The sequence below is a fragment of the Saccharopolyspora sp. NPDC050642 genome (assembly GCF_040654735.1).
In the GTDB taxonomy this organism is placed as follows: domain Bacteria; phylum Actinomycetota; class Actinomycetes; order Mycobacteriales; family Pseudonocardiaceae; genus Saccharopolyspora; species Saccharopolyspora elongata.
The window spans coordinates 372,469-392,851 of sequence record NZ_JBFAIN010000004.1 but is presented as its reverse complement, the minus strand read 5'-3'; the positions used below and the strand labels follow the sequence as shown (position 1 = coordinate 392,851).

19 protein-coding genes are annotated in these 20,383 nt (G+C 71.0%); 7 read left to right on the top strand and 12 right to left on the bottom strand.

Annotated features, from left to right (window positions below; translation table 11 throughout):
* Nucleotides 1–79: 79 nt before the first annotated feature.
* A complete protein-coding gene (locus AB0H93_RS10370; protein WP_358570449.1) occupies nucleotides 80–1,183 on the top strand; it encodes a branched-chain amino acid aminotransferase in 1,104 nt (367 codons plus the stop codon).
* Nucleotides 1,184–1,313: 130 nt separating this feature from the next.
* Here AB0H93_RS10370 and cobS read toward each other — a convergent pair whose 3' ends face one another.
* From cobS to AB0H93_RS10350, 4 genes are all read right to left on the bottom strand, one after another.
* Nucleotides 1,314–2,069 (bottom strand): adenosylcobinamide-GDP ribazoletransferase, encoded by a 756-nt coding sequence (cobS, locus tag AB0H93_RS10365; RefSeq protein WP_358570446.1) that lies wholly within the window; start codon nucleotides 2,067–2,069, stop codon nucleotides 1,314–1,316.
* Complete coding sequence (gene cobT, locus AB0H93_RS10360) at nucleotides 2,066–3,163, bottom strand: nicotinate-nucleotide--dimethylbenzimidazole phosphoribosyltransferase (RefSeq protein WP_358570443.1); 1,098 nt, start codon at nucleotides 3,161–3,163, stop codon at nucleotides 2,066–2,068. Before cobT ends, cobS begins: the two co-directional genes overlap by 4 nt.
* A gap of 18 nt (nucleotides 3,164–3,181) precedes the next feature.
* The gene (gene cobU, locus AB0H93_RS10355) at nucleotides 3,182–3,727 is read right to left on the bottom strand and encodes a bifunctional adenosylcobinamide kinase/adenosylcobinamide-phosphate guanylyltransferase (RefSeq protein ID WP_358570440.1); all 546 of its coding nucleotides are present in this window, start codon (nucleotides 3,725–3,727) and stop codon (nucleotides 3,182–3,184) included.
* A gap of 111 nt (nucleotides 3,728–3,838) precedes the next feature.
* Nucleotides 3,839–4,477: a DUF3043 domain-containing protein gene (locus AB0H93_RS10350; protein ID WP_358570437.1), complete on the bottom strand. Its 639-nt coding sequence runs from the start codon at nucleotides 4,475–4,477 to the stop codon at nucleotides 3,839–3,841.
* A 227-nt stretch (nucleotides 4,478–4,704) separates the two neighbouring features.
* On the opposite strand from AB0H93_RS10350, the gene AB0H93_RS10345 reads away from it, so the two are divergent.
* Entirely contained in the window at nucleotides 4,705–5,070 is a 366-nt protein-coding gene (locus AB0H93_RS10345; protein WP_093277650.1) for an iron-sulfur cluster assembly accessory protein, read from the top strand.
* 63 nt (nucleotides 5,071–5,133) lie between these two features.
* On the opposite strand, the gene AB0H93_RS10340 is transcribed toward AB0H93_RS10345, so the two are convergent.
* The gene (locus tag AB0H93_RS10340) at nucleotides 5,134–5,466 is read right to left on the bottom strand and encodes a glyoxalase superfamily protein (protein WP_358570434.1); all 333 of its coding nucleotides are present in this window, start codon (nucleotides 5,464–5,466) and stop codon (nucleotides 5,134–5,136) included.
* Nucleotides 5,467–5,495: 29 nt separating this feature from the next.
* On the bottom strand, nucleotides 5,496–6,098 hold the full coding sequence (locus AB0H93_RS10335; protein ID WP_358570431.1) for a TetR family transcriptional regulator: 603 nt from the start codon (nucleotides 6,096–6,098) through the stop codon (nucleotides 5,496–5,498).
* 182 nt (nucleotides 6,099–6,280) lie between these two features.
* Between AB0H93_RS10335 and AB0H93_RS10330 the strand changes: the two genes are divergently transcribed.
* Both AB0H93_RS10330 and AB0H93_RS10325 read left to right on the top strand, forming a co-directional pair.
* A complete protein-coding gene (locus AB0H93_RS10330; RefSeq protein ID WP_358570428.1) occupies nucleotides 6,281–7,780 on the top strand; it encodes an APC family permease in 1,500 nt (499 codons plus the stop codon).
* On the top strand, nucleotides 7,777–9,378 hold the full coding sequence (locus AB0H93_RS10325) for an amidohydrolase (protein ID WP_358570425.1): 1,602 nt from the start codon (nucleotides 7,777–7,779) through the stop codon (nucleotides 9,376–9,378). Before AB0H93_RS10330 ends, AB0H93_RS10325 begins: the two co-directional genes overlap by 4 nt.
* A 67-nt stretch (nucleotides 9,379–9,445) precedes the next feature.
* Here the strand turns inward: AB0H93_RS10325 and AB0H93_RS10320 are convergent, their stop codons facing one another.
* A complete protein-coding gene (locus AB0H93_RS10320; RefSeq protein WP_132482729.1) occupies nucleotides 9,446–9,658 on the bottom strand; it encodes an RNA-binding S4 domain-containing protein in 213 nt (70 codons plus the stop codon).
* Between the two features lie 369 nt (nucleotides 9,659–10,027).
* On the opposite strand from AB0H93_RS10320, the gene AB0H93_RS10315 reads away from it, so the two are divergent.
* Nucleotides 10,028–11,476, top strand: coding sequence for an alpha-amylase family protein (locus AB0H93_RS10315; RefSeq protein WP_358570421.1), 1,449 nt, complete (start codon nucleotides 10,028–10,030; stop codon nucleotides 11,474–11,476).
* A 225-nt stretch (nucleotides 11,477–11,701) separates the two neighbouring features.
* On the opposite strand, the gene AB0H93_RS10310 is transcribed toward AB0H93_RS10315, so the two are convergent.
* From AB0H93_RS10310 to AB0H93_RS10290, 5 genes are all read right to left on the bottom strand, one after another.
* Nucleotides 11,702–12,901, bottom strand: coding sequence for a sialidase family protein (locus tag AB0H93_RS10310; protein ID WP_358570418.1), 1,200 nt, complete (start codon nucleotides 12,899–12,901; stop codon nucleotides 11,702–11,704).
* A 123-nt stretch (nucleotides 12,902–13,024) separates the two neighbouring features.
* On the bottom strand, nucleotides 13,025–13,924 hold the full coding sequence (mmuM, locus tag AB0H93_RS10305) for a homocysteine S-methyltransferase (protein WP_358570415.1): 900 nt from the start codon (nucleotides 13,922–13,924) through the stop codon (nucleotides 13,025–13,027).
* 103 nt (nucleotides 13,925–14,027) lie between these two features.
* Nucleotides 14,028–14,924: a carbohydrate ABC transporter permease gene (locus AB0H93_RS10300; RefSeq protein WP_358570412.1), complete on the bottom strand. Its 897-nt coding sequence runs from the start codon at nucleotides 14,922–14,924 to the stop codon at nucleotides 14,028–14,030.
* 1 nt (nucleotide 14,925) lies between these two features.
* Nucleotides 14,926–15,849: a sugar ABC transporter permease gene (locus tag AB0H93_RS10295; protein ID WP_358570409.1), complete on the bottom strand. Its 924-nt coding sequence runs from the start codon at nucleotides 15,847–15,849 to the stop codon at nucleotides 14,926–14,928.
* A gap of 226 nt (nucleotides 15,850–16,075) precedes the next feature.
* The gene (locus AB0H93_RS10290) at nucleotides 16,076–17,308 is read right to left on the bottom strand and encodes an extracellular solute-binding protein (protein WP_358570406.1); all 1,233 of its coding nucleotides are present in this window, start codon (nucleotides 17,306–17,308) and stop codon (nucleotides 16,076–16,078) included.
* A 193-nt stretch (nucleotides 17,309–17,501) separates the two neighbouring features.
* Between AB0H93_RS10290 and AB0H93_RS10285 the strand changes: the two genes are divergently transcribed.
* Both AB0H93_RS10285 and AB0H93_RS10280 read left to right on the top strand, forming a co-directional pair.
* The gene (locus AB0H93_RS10285) at nucleotides 17,502–18,524 is read left to right on the top strand and encodes a LacI family DNA-binding transcriptional regulator (RefSeq protein WP_132482741.1); all 1,023 of its coding nucleotides are present in this window, start codon (nucleotides 17,502–17,504) and stop codon (nucleotides 18,522–18,524) included.
* 256 nt (nucleotides 18,525–18,780) lie between these two features.
* Nucleotides 18,781–20,367, top strand: a complete 1,587-nt coding sequence (locus AB0H93_RS10280) for a glycoside hydrolase family 13 protein (protein WP_358570402.1) — start codon at nucleotides 18,781–18,783, stop codon at nucleotides 20,365–20,367.
* Nucleotides 20,368–20,383: the final 16 nt, after the last annotated feature.

Sequence of the window (20,383 nt, the reverse complement as noted above, 5' to 3'; positions counted from 1 at the left end):
AGCGGACGACGGATATTTGGACGACCAAGTTCCGTAGATCGGGTTTCCACTGCTCCGAGGCGCGCGATACGGTACGCGCATGACTGGAGCACTGTCGTTCACCCGGACCCCCAACCCGCAACCGGCCAGCGACGAGCGCCGCGCGGAAGTATTGGCGAATCCGGGATTCGGACGGTACTTCACCGACCACATGGTGACCATCAAGTGGTCCGAGGAACGCGGCTGGCACGACGCTGCCGTGGAGCCCTACCACTCGCTGCAGCTCGACCCGGCGACCTCGGTCCTGCACTACGCGCAGGCGATCTTCGAGGGGCTCAAGGCGTACCGCCAGCCCGACGGTTCGATCGCGGCGTTCCGGCCCGACGCGAACGCGCGGCGGTTCCAGCGTTCGGCGCAGCGGATCGCGATGGCCCAGCTGCCCGAGGAGCTGTTCGTCGAGTCGCTGCGCGAGCTGATCGCGGTGGACGGCGCCTGGGTGCCGAGCGCCGAGGAGAGCTCGCTCTACCTGCGGCCGTTCATGATCTCCACCGAGATCGGCCTCGGGGTCAACAACCCGGCCAACGCCTACCTCTACGCGGTGATCGCCTCCCCGGCCGGCTCGTACTTCGCCGGCGGCATCAAGCCGGTCACCGTGTGGTTGAGCCACGAGTACGTGCGCGCGGCCCCCGGCGGCACCGGTGCGGCGAAGTTCGCGGGCAACTACGCGGCGTCGTTCGCCGCGCAGGCCGAAGCCGTGGAGAAGGGCTGCGACCAGGTGGTGTGGCTCGACGCGTGCGAGCGGCACGTCGTCGAGGAAATGGGCGGCATGAACCTGTTCTTCGTGTTCGGCTCGGGTTCGGACGCCCGCCTGGTGACCCCGGCGCTCAGCGGCAGCCTGCTGCCCGGCGTGACCCGCTCGTCGCTGCTGGAGCTGGGCAAGGAGCTCGGCATGCAGGTGGAGGAGCGGAAGGTCACCGTCGAGGAGTGGGAGAAGAAGGCCGCGACCGGTGAGCTCACCGAGGTCTTCGCCTGCGGCACCGCCGCGGTGATCACCCCGGTCGGCCACGTCAAGCACCGCGACGGCGAGTTCACCGTCGCCGACGGCAAGCCGGGAGAGGTGACGATGAAGCTGCGCGAGCGCCTCACCGGCATCCAGCACGGCACGGTCGCCGACACCCACGGCTGGATGACCAAGCTCGGCTGACGGCCCAGGTCCGCAATTTCCATTGAAATTGCGGGAGTTGTCCACAACCTTCGGCGTGTCGGGTGGCCGGCACGCCGAAGGTCCGCAATTTCCATTGAAATCGAACCTTCGATTTCAATGGAAATTGCGGTCAGGCGATGGCCGTGGTGGCGAGGACCGCCGTGGTGGCGAGGACTGTGGTGGTCGCGAGTTCGGAGGCGGCGCCCAGGACGTCTCCGGTGATTCCGCCGAAACGGCGCCGGGTGTGCCAGGTGAAGGCGAGCAGCAGGGCCGCGGCGAGGACCACGGCGAGGGCCGCGTGCCAGCCGAAGCCGACAGTGGCCACCGCGAGCAGCGCGAGCCACCAGGCGGCGACGAGCCACGTCGGTTGGCTGCCCGCCACGAGCGCCCCCATGCCTTCCGGGCGCGCGGCAGGCACGCCGGTCCGGCAGCACAGCACGAATCCGGCGCGGCCGACCGCGCAGGCCAGGACGAGCGTCAGCGGCGCATTCGCCAGCTCGGCGAGGCTGGCCGCCTGGACGCCGAGGACGAGGATCAGCGCGACCACCGCGAACGGTCCGGCCCCGCCGTCGCGCATCACGGTCAGCGCGCGCTCCGGCGGCCCGTAGCAACCGAGACCGTCCACCGTGTCCGCCAGGCCGTCCACGTGCATGCCCCGCGTGACCAGCACCAGGACGCCGACGGTGAGCAGCCCGGCCAGCAGCGGGGGAGCGCCGAGCGCGGTCAGCGCCCAGAGCACGGCGGCGCCGAAGGCGCCGACCAGCGCGCCGACGAGCGGAGCGAAGGAGATCGCCTGGCGGCAGGTGCGGTCGTCGACGCGCTGCGCGGGCACCGGCAGCACGCTCAGCCACGACACCGCCAGGCGCAGGCCGTCCAGCACCGTCACACCGTCGGGCCGGTGGCCTCGGCCTCGGTCGGACCGACGACGCCGGCCTCGGCGAAGGTGGCCATTTCCCGCAGCACCCGCACCGCGGCGGTGACCACCGGCAGCGCGGTGAGCGCCCCGGAACCTTCGCCGAGCCGCATCTGCAGGTCGAGGATCGGGGTGAGGTCGAGGTGGTCGAGCACCAGCGGCCCGCCCGGTTCGGCGGAGCGGTGCCCGGCGAGCCACCACTGCCGGGCGCCGGGCGCGAGCTCCTCGGCGACCAGCGCCGCCGCGCCCACCACGACGCCGTCCAGCAGCACCGGCGTGCGCCGCACCGCCGCCTGCGCGAGGAATCCGGCCAGCGCGGCGATGTCGGCGCCGCTGGAGGTCCGCAGCAGCGCCACCGGGTCGTGGAGCACCTTCCTGGCACGGCGCAGCGCGTCGCGGATCGCGGCGGTCTTGCGCATCCAGGCGTTGTCGTCGATGCCGGTGCCGCGGCCGACGACCGCCACCGGCTCGGTCCCGGTGAGCGCGGAGATCAGCACCGCGGCCGGGGTGGTGTTGCCGATGCCCATGTCCCCGGCGATGAGCAGGTCGGCGCCGGAGTCGATCTCCTCGTCGGCGATGGTGCGCCCGGCGTTGATCGCGGCGTCCACCTCGGCGGCGGTGAGGGCGTCCTCCCGGTCGATCGAGCCCGACCCGCGCCGCACCTTGTGCGCGCTGACCACCGGAGGTGTGTCGGTGTTGACCGCCATGTCCACCACGCGCACCGTCGCGCCGGACCCGGCGGCCAGCGCGTTGACCGCCGCGCCGCCGCTGAGGAAGTTGCCGACCATCTGGCCGGTCACGTCGCTGGGGTAGGCCGAGACGCCGTGCGCCGCGATGCCGTGGTCCCCGGCGAAGACGATCACGCGGGGGCGGGCGAACGGGCGCGGCGGGCACGCGCCCTGCCGGGCCGCCACCCAGACGCCGAGTTCCTCCAACCGCCCCAGCGAGCCGGCGGGCTTGGTGAGCTGCTCGTGCCGGGCGACAGCCTGCCGGCGGGCCTGCTCGTCGGGCGCCGGTACCGCCGGGAACCCGATCGGGCCGGACTGGTTCTGGTCGTCGGTGGACAAGCGAAAACCTCCGTTGAATCAGCGCAGCCGGAGCGGGAGCCCGGCGACGAGCAGGACGACCTCGTCGCAAACCTCGGCCAGCCGGGCGTTGAGCGAGCCGAGTTCGTCCCGGAACAGCCTTCCAGACCTGGTCGCGGGAACGACCCCGAGGCCGACCTCGGCGGAAACGAGCACGACCCGCGCGCAACACCGGGCGACGGCCTCGACGAGCGCGGCGCAGTGCCCGGCCACGACGTCGAGCGCGGCCGGATCCCGATCCCACGCACCGGCGTCGTCGAGCACCCCGGTCAGCCAGGTGGCCAGGTCATCGACCAGCACCGTCGCTCCGGGGGATGCCCCGGTCAGCGCGTGCAGCAGTGCATCGGCGTCCCCGGCCTCGACGGTCCGCCAGGTGTCGGGCCGGCGGGCGACGTGCGAGGCGATCCGCTCGGCCCACTCGAGGTCCTCCGGATCCCGCCGCGCGGTGGCGACGTAGGTGACGGGCGCAGCGGCCGGCACCAATCCCTCGGCATGCGCGGACTTGCCGGACCGAGCCCCACCGAGCACCAGAGTGCGCCCACCCACCAGGAAAACCTCCGGTCCCCGTGCCTACGACGTCGCCGCGACGCTACCCGGAACCGGACGTGGAAGATCGATTCGCCCCGGCCGGGTGCGGCGCCCGCGGAAGTGCCGGGATCAGGCGATCTTGGCGATGTCCTTGGGGGTGTAGCGGGGGCGGGGGACCCGGAGCTTGCGGATCTGCATCGCCCGGGTGAAGGCGTACCAGCCCAGGGAGAACGGGCGGTCCTTGGCGTCCGGGAACTTCGCGCGCACCCGCTTGTTCACGTAGCGGCCGAGCAGGGTGCCCTCGACGACCATCATCACCAGCAGCACCATGCAGAACAGCGTCGCGTACTGCTGGACCACCAGGTTCTGCGCCAGCGTGGTGGCGAACACGATCAGCACCAGCGGCATGAACAGGCCCATCAGGTGCCGCCGGGTGTCGACGAGGTCGCGGACGTACGCGCGCACCGGGCCCTTGTCGCGGGGCATCAGGTAGCGGTCGTCGCCCTGCATCATCCGCTCGCGGCGTTCCTTCGCCGCCTGGCGGCGCTCGTCCTTGTTGCCGCGTGCCCGCTTGACCGCCTCGCGCTGGGTCTTCGGCGGCGGCGGGACCGGGCCACGTCGCTTGCCTTCCGCTTCCCGGCGCTTCGGCGTCGGCTTCCCCTTCTTGGGGGTGTGATTGGGGGCATGCTCCGCCGCAGCCGGACCGGTCTCGGTGTCGGACTCGGTGGTGGCGGTCTGCTCAGCGCTGTTACGGCGAAGGAACCTCACTCCAACAGGGTATTCGACGCCACTGCCGGGGCTGCAGCAGACCGGACACCTGCGGCGGAACAGACATCGGGCGGCCACATCACACCAGCTAGGCGGGTGGCTGTGCCACCATGGGCGGAGGAGACAAGACACAGCTCCCCCGGGCGGCGCCCGTGGGAATAGCCCGAGCCCGGGTGGGGTTGCACCTCACGCCGGAATCGGATGAGCGAGACCTCTAGGGAGAGTCCATGACCGCCCCGAACACCACGACCGAGAGCGAGGCGCCCGCCCACGGTGTCACGTTGACCGACTCGGCTGCTCACAAGGCCAAGGCCCTGCTGGAGCAGGAGGGCCGCGACGACATGCACCTGCGCATCGCCGTGCAGCCCGGCGGTTGCGCGGGCCTGCGCTACCAGCTCTTCTTCGACGAGCGGAGCCTCGACGGCGACGTCCGGCGCGACTTCGAGGGCCTGGGCGTGGTCGTCGACCGGATGAGCGCTCCCTACCTGCAGGGCGCTGTGATCGACTTCGTCGACTCGATCGAGAAGCAGGGCTTCACCATCGACAACCCGAACGCCGGCGGGTCGTGCGCCTGCGGCGACTCGTTCCACTGATCGAGCAAGCCGATCTGGCATGAGGCCGGTGCCCGCGGGCACCGGCCTCCTTGCTGTCCGGGCTCATGCCGGCGGCGCGCCCACCCGCAGCCGGTTGCCGTCGGGATCGTGCAGTTCGATCTCGCGCCCCCAGTCGGCGTGCTCGATCTGGACGCCGAACGCGTCCGCGATGGCATCCAGGTCGCGGACGCGGAGGTACACCAGCGTGTCGGGGCGGGCGTCGCCCTCGTGCTCGGACAGGAACAGCTTCAACGCGCCGCGGGCCACCTCGACGAAGGCGGGCAGCCCGGGTTCGAAGCGGTGTTCCCACTGCGCGGCGAAGCCCAGCCGCTCGTACCAGGCGACCGCGGCGGCGGCATCCGCGACGCGGAGGATCGGGATGACTTCCTCGTTCATGCCGCCATCGTCCCAGCCCGCACCGCCGGTCACGCGGGTTCGGGCAGGCCCGCGATGTAGGCCGTGATGGCGTCCCGGAACGCTTCGGCGTCGACCTGCGCCGCGTCGACGGCGCGGACCGCGGTGCGCAGGGCCGGGTACTCGTCGCCGGGCGGTTGGTCGAAGCCGGGGGAGAACGGCGCGAGGATCGAGCCGAGGACCACGTAGTCGATGCCGAAGGCCACGCGCAGCGCGGCCGCGTGGGTCCAGCCCACGGCGGTGAGCATCTCGATCACGTCGTCGTAGGCCTTTCGCGAATCGCTGATCGTCACCGCGCGGCGGGCGATGATCGCCACCGCGTTCGGGTGCTTGGCGAACGCCGTCCGGTAGCCGGTCGCCCAGTGCAGCAGGCCGCCGCGCCAGTCCTGCGGGCGCAGGTCCGATGGCGGGATGTCCGCGACGATGATCTCGGTGACCAGTTCGAGGATGTCGTCCTTGCCGTCGACGTGCGTGTACAGGGACGGGGCCTGGACTCCGAGTCTCGCCGCGATGCGCCGGACGGTCAGCGCCTCGGCGCCTTCCTCGTCGATCACCGCGAGCGCGGCGATGCCGATGTCCTGCCGGGTCAGCGCGCCGCGCTTCCTCTGGGTCACCAGCTCCTCCTCGAGTCGTCGCGGTCATTTTCCCCGAACCTGTGCGGCCGGATCCGGGCGGTTGATCGGGTGGGTCGCGCCGGTCGGATCCTCGGTTCCGCGGTCTTCCCAAACGGTCCGGTGGACGTCTGCAGTCCCTGCCTAACTTAGTTAGGTGCGCCCGTCCGAGGGAGGACGCAGGCATGAATTCCCCGACACCGCAGCAAGATCCGGACGCCGACGCCGATTCCGCGCGGTTGCGCGAGCTCGGCTACGAACCCGAGCTCCGCCGCGGGCTCGGCGTCCTCGGCAACGTCATGATGGGCTTCGCGACGATCTCCCCGGTCGTCGGGCTCTACGCGGTGGTGCTGGTCGGCGCGACGATCGCCGGGCCCCGCTGGGTGTGGGCGCTGCCGGTCTGCCTGGCCGGGCAATGCCTGCTGCTGGCGCTCTACGCCGAGCTCTCCTCGGAATTCCCGATCTCCGGCGGCGCCTACCAGTGGACCCGGCGGCTGCTCGGCCCGTCCTACGCCTGGCTGACCGGCTGGATCTCGTTGTGCTCCAGCCTGCTCGCCAACACCACGATCGCCTACCTCGCCTCTCCCTGGGTGTTCACCCTCGTCGGCGTCGTCCCGACGCCGAACCAGCTGGTCGTCGCGGCGGCGGTGTTCGTAGTGGTGTGCTCGCTGGTCAACATGCTCGGCGTCGACGTGCTGCGCCGCGCGCTGGCGGTCGGCGTCGTCGCGGAGGCCATCGCGTCGGTGCTGGTCGGCATCGCGCTGCTGCTGGCGTTCCGGTCGCAGCCGTGGTCCATCCTCACCGACGGGTTCGGCACCGAGGAGCTGTTCGGCGGGTCGGGCTTCGCCGCGTTCGTCGCGGCGCTGGCCGTCGGCGGCTGGGCGTTCATCGGGTTCGACGCGTGCGTGTCGACCTCGGAGGAAACCCGCAACGCGACCCGGCACGTGCCGCGCGCGATCTGGATCGCGCTGCTGAGCGTGGGCGGGCTGGTCATCCTCAACGCCTTCGCGGTCGTGCTCGCGCACCCCGACCCCGCGAGCGTCGTGGCCGGCGCCGACCTGGACCCGGTGACCACCGCCGTCGTCGCGTCCTTCGGCGACTGGACCGCGAAGCCGTTCGTTCTCGTGTTGCTGATCGCGTTCCTGGCCTGCGGCATGGCGGCGCAGGGCGCGACGGCGCGGGCGCTGTACTCCGTCGCGCGCGACGGCGTGCTGCCGATGTCGAAGTTCCTGCGGAAGGTCAGCCGGAACCAGGCGCCGGTCGGCGGCGCGGTCGCGGTGACCGTGGTGGCCTGCGTGGGCCTGCTGCTGGCGCTCAACAGCGCCGCCATCGGCAGCGTCATCACCTTCGGCACCTCCGCCTTCTACCTGACGTTCCTGATGGTCGCCGCCGCCGCGCTGGTGGCGCGGCTGCGCGGGGCCTGGTTGCCGGGCGGGCGCGTCCGGCTGGGCAGGCTGGGCACCGCGCTGAACTTCGGCGCGGTGATCTGGCTGGCGTTCGAGTTCGTCAACATCACCTGGCCGCGCGAGCTGCTCGCGCCGCCGGGCGCGCCGTGGTACCAGGTTTGGGCCGCGCCGCTGGGCACCGCGTTGATCATCCTCATCGGACTGGTCTACTTCGCGGTCGCCAAGCCGCGCGACCGGGTTGTCGTCAGCAGTGCTTTCGCGGATCGGAGTGCATCTTGACCATCGCGGACCTCGTCATCACCGGCGCCCGAGTGGCCACGATGGACGGAACGCGGGCGAGCGCCGTCGCGGTGCGGGACGGTCGCATCTGCGTCGTCGGCGATGACGTCACCGACCACATCGGACGGCGCACGCAAGTGATCGACGGAACCGGGCGGACCGTGACGCCGGGGCTGGTCGACTCCCACCAGCACCCGGTGCACGGCGTCGCGGACATGCGGGGCCTCGACCTGACCGGCGTGGTGGATCTGGCCGAGCTGCGGGCGAAACTCCGCGCGGAGAGCGCCCGGCTCGGCAGCGGCGAATGGCTGATCGGATACGGCCTGGAGTACAACGCCTTCGTCCCGGACTGGCTGCACCGCAGGCACATCGACGACGCGATCGGCGACCACCCGGCGATGCTCACGCTGATCGACGCGCACACCGCGCTGATGAACACCAACGGCCTGCAGCGGGCCGGGATCACCGGCGCGGTGGAGTTCGCCGACCGCTCGGCGGTAGTGGTCGATCCGGACGGCACGCCGACCGGCGAGCTGCACGAGACCTCGGCGGTCATGCTCGGCAGCGCCGCTGTGCCGCAGCTGGAGATCGACGAGCTCGCCCGGCGGGTGGCCGATCTGCACCGCGCGCAGAACGCCGTCGGCATCACCGGCGCGCACATGCTGGACCTGGCGTTCTGGCCGGGCACCGACAAGGTGTTCGAGCTGCTCGACGAGCGCGACGAGCTCACCGTGCGGACCATCCTCGCGCCGTGGAGCCTGCCGGGGACGATCGCCGACACGCTCGACATCGTCCGCTCGCTGCACGACCGGCCCGGCCGGATGTGGCGCACCTCGGCGGTGAAGTTCATCCTCGACGGCACCATCGACGGCGGCAGCGCCTGGCTGTGCCACCCCGACTCGCGCGGCGAGGGCACCGCGCCGGTGTGGCGGGAGCCGGGGGAGTACGCCGAAGCCGTGCGCCGGGTCGTCGCGCACGGCTTGCCGTGCTGGACGCACGCGATCGGCGACCGGGCGGTTTCCTTCGCGCTCGACACCTACGAGCAGGTCGGGCCGGTCCGCGGCGGGCGGCACCGCATCGAGCACGTCGAGCTGCTCCAGGACCGCGACGTCGCGCGGTTCGGCGAGCTCGACGTGGTCGCTTCCATGCAGCCGACCCACATGGACTGGACGCTGCCCGACCACACGGACAACTGGTCGACGCGCATCGGCGCGGAGCGCTGTGGGCGGGCGTGGCGATATCGCGACATCCTCGCCGCGGGCGGCCACGTCGCGCTCGGCTCGGACTGGCCCATCGCGGCCTTCGACCCGCGGGTGATCATGGCGGGCGCTCGGCTGCGCCGCCCGGTCGCCGAGCCGGACCGGGCGCCCGTGCTGCCCGGCCAGGCACTTTCCGCGCAGCAGGTGCTCGCCGGGTACACCACCGAGGCGGCCTACGGCGCCGGCGAGGAGGACGTGGCCGGGCGCGTCCGGGTGGGCATGCGGGCGGACCTGGCCGTCTTCGACGGCGACCCGCTCACCTGCGCCCCGGACGAGCTGCCGGATCTCGGGGTGGCCTGCACCATCGTCGGCGGCCGCATCGTGCACGAGGCGCTGTGACCTGATGAGCGAAGGGCGCCTTCGCCGAAGCTCGGCGAAGGCGCCCTTCCGCCTGCGGTGGCGGCCGTCAGCGGGTGACGACCCGGACGACCTCGCCGCCGAGGACCACCTCGTCGCCCTCGACCAGCTGCTTGCCGCGACGGGTCTCGACCGCGCCGTTGACCTCGACCTGGCCGTCCTCCAGCAGCTCCTTCGCCTCCGCTCCGTGCTCGACGAGGCCCGCCAGCTTCAACAGCTGTCCGAGCCGGATCATGTCGTCCCGGATCTCCACTTCGCGCATGCCGCCATTGTCCGCCGCGTGCCCGGTGCGCGGCCGGGCCGGGCACGGCGCTGCGCTCGGTGCACGGACGGTCACCCGGTGCTTCCGGTTCGCCGCTGGATGACGTTTTGCCTGATCAGGGGTCGTGAGTGTTGTGGGTCGCCATAGCGCCCCGAAACGCTCGCGGGCGATCACCTGCGGAAACGATGCTCCCCTCGCGTTGCATTGACCAGGATCGATCCGTCGCGTGTCCACATCGGATCTGTGGAGATCTCTTGCAATAATTTGCAAGGATTTGAGCAGGTGAATGCTGGTGCAGATGGTGTATTGACTTAACATCTGCAAGAAAATGTGATCGTAGGCGACCCACTCGACGCAGAGGAGGTTGTCATGCGAATGCCGTTGTTGCTGCTGGCCGCGGTGCTCGGCGGCACGGCCCTGGTGCCCGCCGCGGCGGGCCTGCCGGCGGAGCCCGCCGCCGCGCCGGTGCGCGGGCCGATCATCCAGATGTTCCAGTGGCCGTGGGATTCCATCGCGCAGGAGTGCACGAGTTTCCTGGGCCCCAAGGGATTCGGCGCGGTGCAGGTGTCGCCGCCGCAGGAGCACGTCGTGCTCGCCGACGCGGGCCACCCCTGGTACCAGGACTACCAGCCGGTGAGCTACCAGCTGCAGTCCCGGCGCGGCAACCGGGAGCAGTTCGCCGCGATGGTGCAGACCTGCAACGCCGCGGGCGTGCAGATCTACGCCGATGCCGTGGTCAACCACATGAGCGGCACCGGATCGGCCGGCAGCGGGCCGGGCAGCGGCGGCTCGTCCTACTCGAAGTACGACTACCCGGGCGTCTACTCGGACGCCGACTTCCACGGCTGCCGCCGGGACATCGCCAACTACAACGACAAGTGGGAGGTGCGCAACTGCGAGCTCGTCGGGCTGGCCGACCTCGCGACCGAGTCCGAATACGTGCGCAACACCGAGATCGCCTACCTCAACGACCTGGTGGGCCTGGGCGTTTCCGGGTTCCGGGTGGACGGCGTCAAGCACATGCCGCCGGAGGACGTCGGCGCGATCTTCGGGGCTCTGCAGAACGTGCCGGGGACGGGCGCCAAGCCGTACGTCTTCCAGGAGGTGATCGCGGACGGCACGACGACGGCGGGGGAGTACGCCGGCAACGGCGACGTCACCGAATTCGCCTACTACGGCACGGTCGCCAACGCGTTCAAGAACGGTTCGCTGGCCGGGCTGGCGAACCTGCCGGACCAGATGCCGCTGCCGAGCGAGCAGGCCGTGGTCTTCATCGACAACCACGACACGCAGCGCAGCTCGCCGACGCTGACCTACAAGGACGGCGTCACCTACGACCTGGCCGTCGCGTTCGAGCTGGCCTATCCGTACGGGACGCCGCAGCTGATCTCCAGCTTCGCCTTCGACAACCCCGACGCCGGTCCGCCCGCCGCAGCGGACGGCACGACCGAGGCCGCCAGTTGCGACAACTCGGCGTGGGTGTGCGAGCACCGGCGCGCCATCATCGCGGGGATGGCCGGGTTCCACGCCGCGGTGCAGGGCGAGGAGCTCACCGGCTGGTGGGACAACGGCAACGGGCAGATCGCGTTCGGGCGCGGGGACGCCGGGTTCGTCGTGATCAACCGGGAAGGCGGCGAGCTGTCGCAGGCCTTCCAGACGTCGCTGCCGGCGGGGACCTACTGCAACGTGATGACCGGCGAGCTCTCCGGCGGGTCGTGCACCGGCGATGCGGTGGAGGTCGGCGGGGACGGCAAGTTCACCGCCACCGTCGCCGCCAACTCCGGTGTCGCGTTGCACGCGGGCGCGAAGCTCGGCTGATCTTCCCGAGCCCCTGGTGCAGTCCCGGCCGATATGTCCGCAGTGGATGCGGGGCGCCTGCGAAGGCGCCCCGCGTTCGTGACTCCGGCGGGGGCCGGTCGTGGTCGGCGGTCAGCGGGCCTCGACGTCCCGGAAACTCGCCTGGCGCAACCACTCCCGGATCTCCGGGACGGGATGGCCGTCGCGGACGATGGACGGCCACCACCGAGCCGTGCCAACGGATTCTCAGCGCGCCAGGTCGTTCTCGCTGAACCTCGCGTAGCGGATCGTCTGGTTCGCGTCGCCGGAGCTCGGCGAGCCCGCCTCGTAGAGCAGGCCGGCCCAGCCGCCGCCCAGGTTGATCAGGTCCGAGTAGGCCGACCAGGTCGCGTCCACGACCGTGCCCACCTCCTGCCAGGTCGCGCCCTCGTCCGACGACGTGCGGATGCGCATCGTGTGGCGGCGGTGGTCCATGTCCGGATTCGTGTTGTACGGCCCGGAGAACAGGATCAGGTTGCGCGGGTCGCCCGCCGTCGTCGCGCGCAGGCGCACCACCGAGCCCTGCACGACCGGGCCCTTCAGCTGCGGCACGACCTCGAACGGCGCGCGGAACGTCGCCCCGCCGTCCGCGCTGACCGCGTGCGCCCGGTTGCCCTCGGCGATCGTCGTCCCGGAGTTGTCCTGGTTGCGGGCCGCCGCGTAGATCTCGGCGTCGACCGTTTCCAGCAGGCTCAGCTCCTGCGGCTTGACGGCCTTGCCGGTCCGGTCGTCCAGCGCGCCGAGCCGCCAGTTGGTCCCGCCGTCGTCGCTGTAGACGATCCCGGCGCCCTTCACGCCGCCCTCGCCCTCGAAGTTGATGCCCGCCACCATGCGGTTCACGTGCTCGCCCCGGGTCATCTGCAGGCCGTGGCCCGGACCGGTGGCGTACCAGGTGTTCCACTCCGGCTTCGTCAGCTGCGGCTGGGCCACCGGCTTCGTCCACTGTGTACCCTGCGGGTTGGTGCTGTGCTGCAGGAACGGCGTCCGGTTGCAGCCGTTGCCGTTGCACTGCGGGCCCGGGTTGTGCGTCGTCAGCAACGAGATCCGGCCGGTGGCTCGGTCCACGATCGGCACCGGGTTGCCGCGGGTGTCGCCCGCGCCGTCGGTGACCAGCTCCAGCGGCCGCCACGTCTCCCCGTCGTCCGTCGAGCGCTTGAGCACCACGTCGATGTCGCCGGTGTCGTCGCAGTTGTTGTGGCGGCCCTCCGCGAACGCCAGCAGCGTGCTCCGGTCCTGCGTGCGCACCAGGGCCGGGATGCGGAAGCAGTTGTAGCCGCCCTCGCCCTTCGTGAAGATCGTCTTCCCGGCTATCGCCAGGGGCTCGCTGGTCGCGGTCGTCTGGGCGGCGCCCAGCAGTAGCAGCGCGGCCCCGGCTGCCGCCCCCGCGAGCTTCGTCATCCGGCGCATGCGCGTCCTTTCGCCGACGAACGGATAACGCATTGCACCGCAGATCCGGCATGTCGGAAAAGAACTTGCCGTTGAACTGTCCGGTAAATGTTTGGCGGGGATGGCGATCGGCCCAGCGCCGGCTCAGTCGGCCGGATCAACCAGCGCGTCCGCCACGGCCGCGATGTCCTCCGGGCGCACCCGGCAGCAGCCGCCGATCACCTGGGCGCCCGCCGCGCGCCAGCCGCGGGCCTCCTCGGCCGACAGCCGGGCGCGGCCGGTCCACGCGCGCCGCTGCGCATCCCAGCCCTCGCCGCTGTTGGGGTAGACGACGATCGGCTTTTCCGTTGCGGCCCGGGCGATCTCGATCGCGGGCAGCACGTCGTCCGGCGCCGAGCAGTTGACGCCGACGGCGATGATCGCGTCGCTGCCCGCCGCCACGGCGAACGCCTCCGCCAGCGGCTGGCCCGCACGGGTCCGGTCGCCGCTGATGGTGAACGACAGCCAGGCCGGGACGTCCAAGCCGTCGATCGCGTCCACCAGCGCTTCCGCCTCGTCCACGTCCGGAACGGTCTCCAGCGCGAAGACGTCGGGGCGGACCTCCGCGAGCACCTCCAGCCGCGGCCGGTGGAAGTCCTGCAGTTGGCGCTTCGTCAGGCCGTAGCGGCCCCGGTATTCCGAGCCGTCGGCGAGCATCGCGCCGTACGGGCCGATCGACGCCGCCACCCAGCGGTGCCGGCCCGGCTCGACGTCACCGGCCAGCCGCGCCAGCTCCACGCTCCGCTGCATCAGCCTCGCCGCGTCGGCGCGTTCGATGCCGCGCTCGGCGAACCCTTCGAAGCTCGCCTGGTAGCTCGCCGTCGTCGCGATCTCCGCGCCCGCCCGGAAGAACGCGGCGTGCGCCGCGACGATCTCCTCCGGCGCGTCCGCCAGCAGGCGTGCCGACCACAGCGCGTCGGACAGGTCGTGGCCCTGTGCTTCCAGTTCGGTGGCCAGGCCGCCGTCCAGGATCATCGATGCGCCGCTGAGGCTGAACGCGTTCATGCACCCACCCTAGTGCGGATCGGGCCGCAGGCCCGACAAACGATCACGCTCCGCACCCGGCGCCACGTTCCGTCACCCGGAGCCCGCGCCCCGCCCGGGTGGCTCAGCCCTTGACGCTGCCCGCCGAGAGGCCGCTGACGAGGAAGCGCTGGACCAGGTAGAACACGATCACCGCGGGCACCGCCACCAGCACCGACGCGGCCGCGAGGTGGCCCCACTCGGCGCGGTTCTGCTGCACGAACACCTGCAGGCCGACCGCCAGCGTCTTCGACCGGTCGCCGGCCGACAGGAACGCCGACGCGAACGCCACCTCGCTCCAGGCGACGATGAACGAGTAGAACGCCGTCACCGCCAGCCCGGGTTTGGCCAGCGGCAGCACCAGCCGCCAGAACACGCCGAACGGCGACAGCCCGTCCACCCGGCCCGCTTCGTCGATGTCGCCGGGGATCCCGTCGAAGTAGCCCTTCAGCATGTAGGTGCAGAACGGGATCGCGGTGCTGCAGTACACCAGCACCAGCCCGAACGCGCTGCCCTGCAGGCCCAGGCCCAGCAGGATGTTGTAGAGCGGCACGATCAGCACCGCGAACGGGAACATCTGCACCACCAGGAACGACAGCAGCAGCCAGCGCCGCCCCGGGAAGCGGAACCGGCTCGCCGCGTAGGCGGTGGTGGCCGCCAGCAGCACCCCGAGCACCGTCGTCAGCGCCGCGATGAGCACCGAATTGCCGAACCAGCTCAGGAACGCGCCCTTGGCGCCGGCGAGCACGTCCCGGTAGTTGTCCAAACTGGACTCGTTGAACAGCGTCGGGGTGGCTTCGATCGCCTTGGCGTTCGGCTTGAACGAGACCACCACCACCCAGAACACCGGGAACACCGCGATCAGCGACGCGACGATCAGGGCCGAGTGCAGGCCGATGCTCGCCGCGGTGGACCTCCGGCGCCCCCGGCCCGGCTCGGCGGCCGCGGACGTCGCCTGCAGCGATGCTGCGTCGATGGTCATCTCAGAGCACCTCTCCCCGCCGGGCCATCGCGCGGCGGTAGATCGTCGCGAACACCAGCAGCACCGACAGGATCAGCACGCCGTAGGTGGAGGCGATCGCGTAATCCCGGGTCGCGCCGGCGAAGAAACGCTCGAAGGCGTAGCTGACCAGGATCCTGGTGTGCGGGTTGTTCCCGGTGATCAGGTAGATGACCGGGAACATGTTGAACGTCCAGATCACGCCGAGCAGCACCACCGCGCCGGACACCGGCCTCAGCCCCGGCAGCGTCACGTGCACGAACCGGTGCCACGGCGACGCGCCGTCCATCTCCGCGGCCTCGTACAGGTCCGCCGGGATGGCCTGCAATCCGCCCAGCAGCGCCACCATCATGAACGGCACGCCCAGCCACACGTTCACGACGATCACCGACACCAGCGCCAGGTCCGACTGCCCGAGCCACACCTGAGCGGGCAGCCCCACCGACTCGAGCGCCCAGTTGATCAGCCCGTACTCGGCGTTGAACAGGTACCGCCAGGCGAACGCGCTGATGAACACCGGCACGGCCCACGGCAGGATCAGCAGCACCCGGTACAGCCCGCGCAGCCGCATCCGCCGGTTGAGCAGCAGCGCCAGCGCCAGCCCGATCCCGTAGTGGCAGACCACGCACGCGGAGGTCCAGATCAGCGTGCGCACCAGCGTCGACCAGAACGAGCCGTACGCCGGATCGCCGGAGAGCACGTTCAGGTAGTTGGCCGGCCCGACGAACTCGTAGCTCGCCTCGCGGTCCAGCACCGGGTTGGCGATGTTGGTGTCGTTGATGTCGGTGAATGAGAAGAACAACCCCTGCAGCAGGGGGAACACCACGAGCAGCGCGAGCACGGCGACGACCGGCGAGATCATCGCGTAGACGAACCAGTGCCGCGCCAGGAGATTCCGCAACCGCATTGAAGCCGCCTCAGAACTTTGTTGGTGGATTCGGATCCGGTCCTCGCCCCCGACGCGCCCCCGACGACGCCGGCCGCACGCCCGCGGAGCGCGCAGCACAGCCCCGACGCCGCGTGCCGCCGCAATTTCAATGGAAATCAGAGGTTCGATTTCCATTGAAATTGCGTCCCGACACCCCTCTGGGGGACGCCGCATCGCACGCGGAGCGCGAAGAACGGTCCGGGTTTCAGCGCAGCGCGTAGTCGGTCAGGACCGAGGTCTTGTAGGTCTGCGCCGTTTCGTCCAAGGCCTTCTGGACGTCCTTGCGCCCGGACAGGATGTCGGCGTAGGAGGTCTGCAGCGGTTCGAGGAGCTCGCTGTTCTCCGGGATCCACGGCCGGGAGTGCGCGTTGGTCGCCAGCGGCCGGAACGCGGACACCACCGGGTTCTGCGCCACGGCGGGGACGTCGTAGGCGGACTTGCGGGTCGGCAGCAGCCCGAGCTTCTCCGCGACCTTGGCCTGGTTCTCCGCGCTGCTCATGCACTGGACGAACTTCACCGATGCCTCGGTGGCGTCGCTGCCCTGCCGGATCACGTAGTCGTGCCCGCCCACCGGCGACGGCGTCGCGGAGCCCGGAACCGGGGCGATGCCGAGGTTCGACAGGTCGGCGAACGGCTCCGATTCGGTGAACTCCGAGACCGCCCACGGCCCGTCGATGACCATCGCGACCTCGCCGCTGGTGAACGCCGCCTTCATGCTGCTGTAGGAGTTCGGCTGGTCCAGCGCGGTGCGGGCGGCCTTCGCGTCGATGAGGTCCTTGGCGACCTGCACCCCGCGCACCGCTTCCGGCGCGTTCACCGTGATCAGCCGCGCCTCGGTGTCCACGAGGTCGCCGCCGAAGGTGTAGATGAACGGCAGCGCGTAATACTCGTCGTTGTTGATGAACAGTGCTCGGTCGCCACCGAGCTTCGGCGCGACGGCCTTCAGCTCGTCCCAGCTCTTCGGCGGGGTCACGCCGGCCTCCGCGAGCTGCTTCTTGTTGTAGAACAGCGCGAGCGCGTCGGTGACCTGCGGGACGCCGTAGGTCTTGCCCTGGAACTTGGTGGATTCCAGTGGTGCGGCGAGGAAGTCGCCGGTGTCGGTGGCCAGCGGGGTGCCGGAGAGGTCCTGGATCAGCCCGGCCTGCGCCAGCTGCGCGACCCAGCCGACGTCGGCGCGCAGCACGTCGGGGCCCTGCCCGCCCTGCGCCGCGGTCTTGTAGTTGTTCAGCGCCTGGTCGAAGGCGACCGCCTCGACGCGCACCTGGTAGCCGCCGGTGCGGCCGCATTCGGCGGCGATCTCGCCGAACACCGGGCTTTCCGCGGATCCGCTGGTGTCCCAGAAGACGACCTCGCCGGCGTTCCCGGCGTCGCTCCCGCAGCCGGCGGTGAGCGCGCCGACCAGGCCCAGGGCGGCGGCGACCGTGGCCCTTGATCTCATGTCCGGACCTCCTATTTGCAAAAATTTGCGAACGACTGGCGTTAAATTCCATACCCGAAATGTGACGCAAGTCAAGGTGTTCAGGTATAAATGGGTCGCGGAGCGGCGAGCTGAGTTGCGCGACGATTGCAAAATATTTCGGCCGTGTGCAGGATTGTGGCGGCAGACGGTCCCGGTGCGGAGGAGCGGAGCAGTGGCGGGTCTGGCCGATATCGCCCAGGCGGCAGGGGTGAGCGTGTCCACGGTGAGCCGGGTGCTCAACCGCAAGGCCGGCATCAAGGAGGAGACCCGGCAGCGCGTGCTCGAAGTGCTCAGCCAGATGCCGCACACCGCGCGCGGCGTCGGCGCGCTGCGCCGCACCGGTGTCGTCGGCCTGCTGGTGCCGGAACTGTCGAACCCGGTCTTCCCGGCCTTCGCCGAAGCCCTGGAAAGCCGTGCCGCGCTGGCCGGTTACGCGACGCTGCTGTGCAACACGCGCGCCGCGATGACCGAGCGGGAGTACGTCCGGATGCTGGTGGCGCGGGGCGTCGAGGGCATGATCTTCGTGTCGCCGGAGATCGCCAACCCGGACAACGACGAGCGCAAGAGCCGCAACTACTACGAGGAACTCGGCGCCGAAGGCGTCCGGATGGTGTTCGTCAACGGCGGCGCGCCGAGCCTGGACGTCCCGGACATCACCGTCGACGAGCACCTCGCGGGCTACGCCGCCGCGACGCACCTGCTCGAACTCGGCCACCGGCGGATCGGCTTCGTCAGCGGCCCGGCCCGCGCGCTCCCGTCCCGGCTGAAGCGGGCCGGCTGGGCCGCGGCGCTGGAGGAAGCCGGCGTCGAACCGGTCGCGGAGCTCGTCGCGAACGCGCCGTTCGGCGCGGAGGGCGGCGCCGAGGCGATGGGCCGACTGCTCGACGGCCCGCGGCCGACCGCGGTGCTCTGCTCGTCGGACGTCATGGCGCTCGGCGCGATGCGCGAAGCCAAGCGCCGCGGGCTGAGCACTCCCGAAGACCTCTCGGTGGTCGGCTTCGACGACATCCCGCTGGCCGCCTACTGCCAGCCCGCGCTCACCACGCTGGCGCAGCCCATCCACGACATGGCGGCTGCGGCGGTCGACGAGCTCGCGCGGCAGCTCGACCCGGACGAGCCGGGGCGCGGCTCGGCGGGCTTCAGCCGCATGTTCCGCCCGACCCTCATCGCCCGGGAATCCACCCGGCGGATCTGAGATGGCCCCCGGAACGAAGCTGCCGAGCGCCAAGGCCGCAAGTTGTCGTCAGGCAAGCGGCGCAGCTGCTTTCTTTTTCGCCACGCACGCAACTTGCACCGCCGCGGGTTCTCAGGCGTCGTCTGGCGAGGACAGCCCCGATGCCGCGTATTGGTCATACGTAAGTCGGGGCTCCCACAGTCCAGGCGGCGTCTGAGGTTCCGCCACCCGCACCGCTACGGAAATTGACCACATACGTCAAAAGACGGGAGCAGAGATGTCTCAGAACTGGTGGCGGGACGCCGTCGTCTACCAGGTCTACGTGCGCAGCTTCGCCGACAGCGACGGCGACGGCATCGGAGACCTGGCCGGGGTGCGCGACCGGTTACCGCACCTGGTGCTGCTCGGCGTCGACGCCGTGTGGCTGACCCCGTTCTACCCGTCCCCGATGGCGGACGGCGGCTACGACGTGGCCGACTACTGCGACGTGGACCCGATGTTCGGCACGATGGCCGACTTCGACGAGCTGCTCGCGCAGGCGCATTCGCTCGGGCTGCGGGTCCTGGTCGACGTGGTGCCCAACCACACCTCCGACCGGCACACGTGGTTCGCCGAGGCGCTGGCGGCCGCCCCCGGCGCCGCGGCCCGGGACCGCTACGTCATCCGGGACGGGCGGGGCGCGGACGGCGAACTCCCGCCCAACGACTGGGAATCCATCTTCGGCGGTCCGGCGTGGACCAGGCTCGCCGACGGCCAGTGGTACCTGCACCTGTTCGCGCCGGAGCAGCCCGACCTGAACTGGCGCAACCAGCAGGTGCGCGCGGATTTCCGGAAGGTGCTGGCGTTCTGGCTGGACCGCGGCGTCGACGGCTTCCGGATCGACGTCGCGCACGGCATGATCAAGCACCCGGACCTGCCGGACACCGGGCTGGACAAGCAGATCTCCCTGCTGGGGCGCGGCGAACTGCCGTACTTCGACCAGGACGAGGTGCACGAGATCTACCGCGACTGGCGGCAGCTGTTCGACTCCTACGAGGGCGCGCGCATCGGGGTGGCCGAGGCGTGGGCGTCGACCAGCGAGCGGCTGGCGCGCTACGTCCGGCCCGACGAACTGCACCAGGCGTTCAACTTCGCGCTGCTGGAAGCGCCGTGGTCGGCGGCCGGTTTCCGGACCGTGGTCGAGGAATCGCTGGCCACCACCGCCCGGGTCGGCGCCACCACGACGTGGGTGCTCGGCAACCACGACGTGCCGCGACCGGTGACCCGCTACGGCGACGGCGAGCCGGGGACGCGGCGGGCCCGCGCCGCCGCCCTGTTCAGCTTCGCCCTGCCCGGCTCGGTGTACGTCTACCAGGGCGAGGAACTCGGCCTGCCCGAGGTGCTGGACCTGCCCGACGAGGTGCGGCAGGACCCGATCTGGGAGCGCTCCGGCCGCACCGATCGGGGCCGTGACGGCTGCCGGGTGCCGATCCCGTGGTCCGGCGATCGGCCGCCGTTCGGCTTCAGCTCAGCGGACGGCTGGCTCCCGGCGCCGGAGGAATGGGCGGAGTCGACTGTGGCCGCGCAGGACGCCCGCGACGGCTCGGTGCTGCGGACCTACCGCGACGCTTTGGCCCTGCGGCGCGGGAATCCGGCGCTCGGCGACGGCACCTTGCAGTGGCTCGATGCGCCAGACGACGTGCTGATCTTCCGCCGGGAACCGGACTTCGCGTGCGCGGTGAACTTCGGCGCCTCGCCCGTCGAGCTGGACCTGCCGGGAGACCTGCTGCTGCGCAGCGACGGCGCGGCCGACTGGAGCGGGACGCTGCCCGCCGACACCGCGGTCTGGCTGGCGACGGGAAAGATTAACCACGAATCCTCCTAATAGGTCTGTTCTTGCC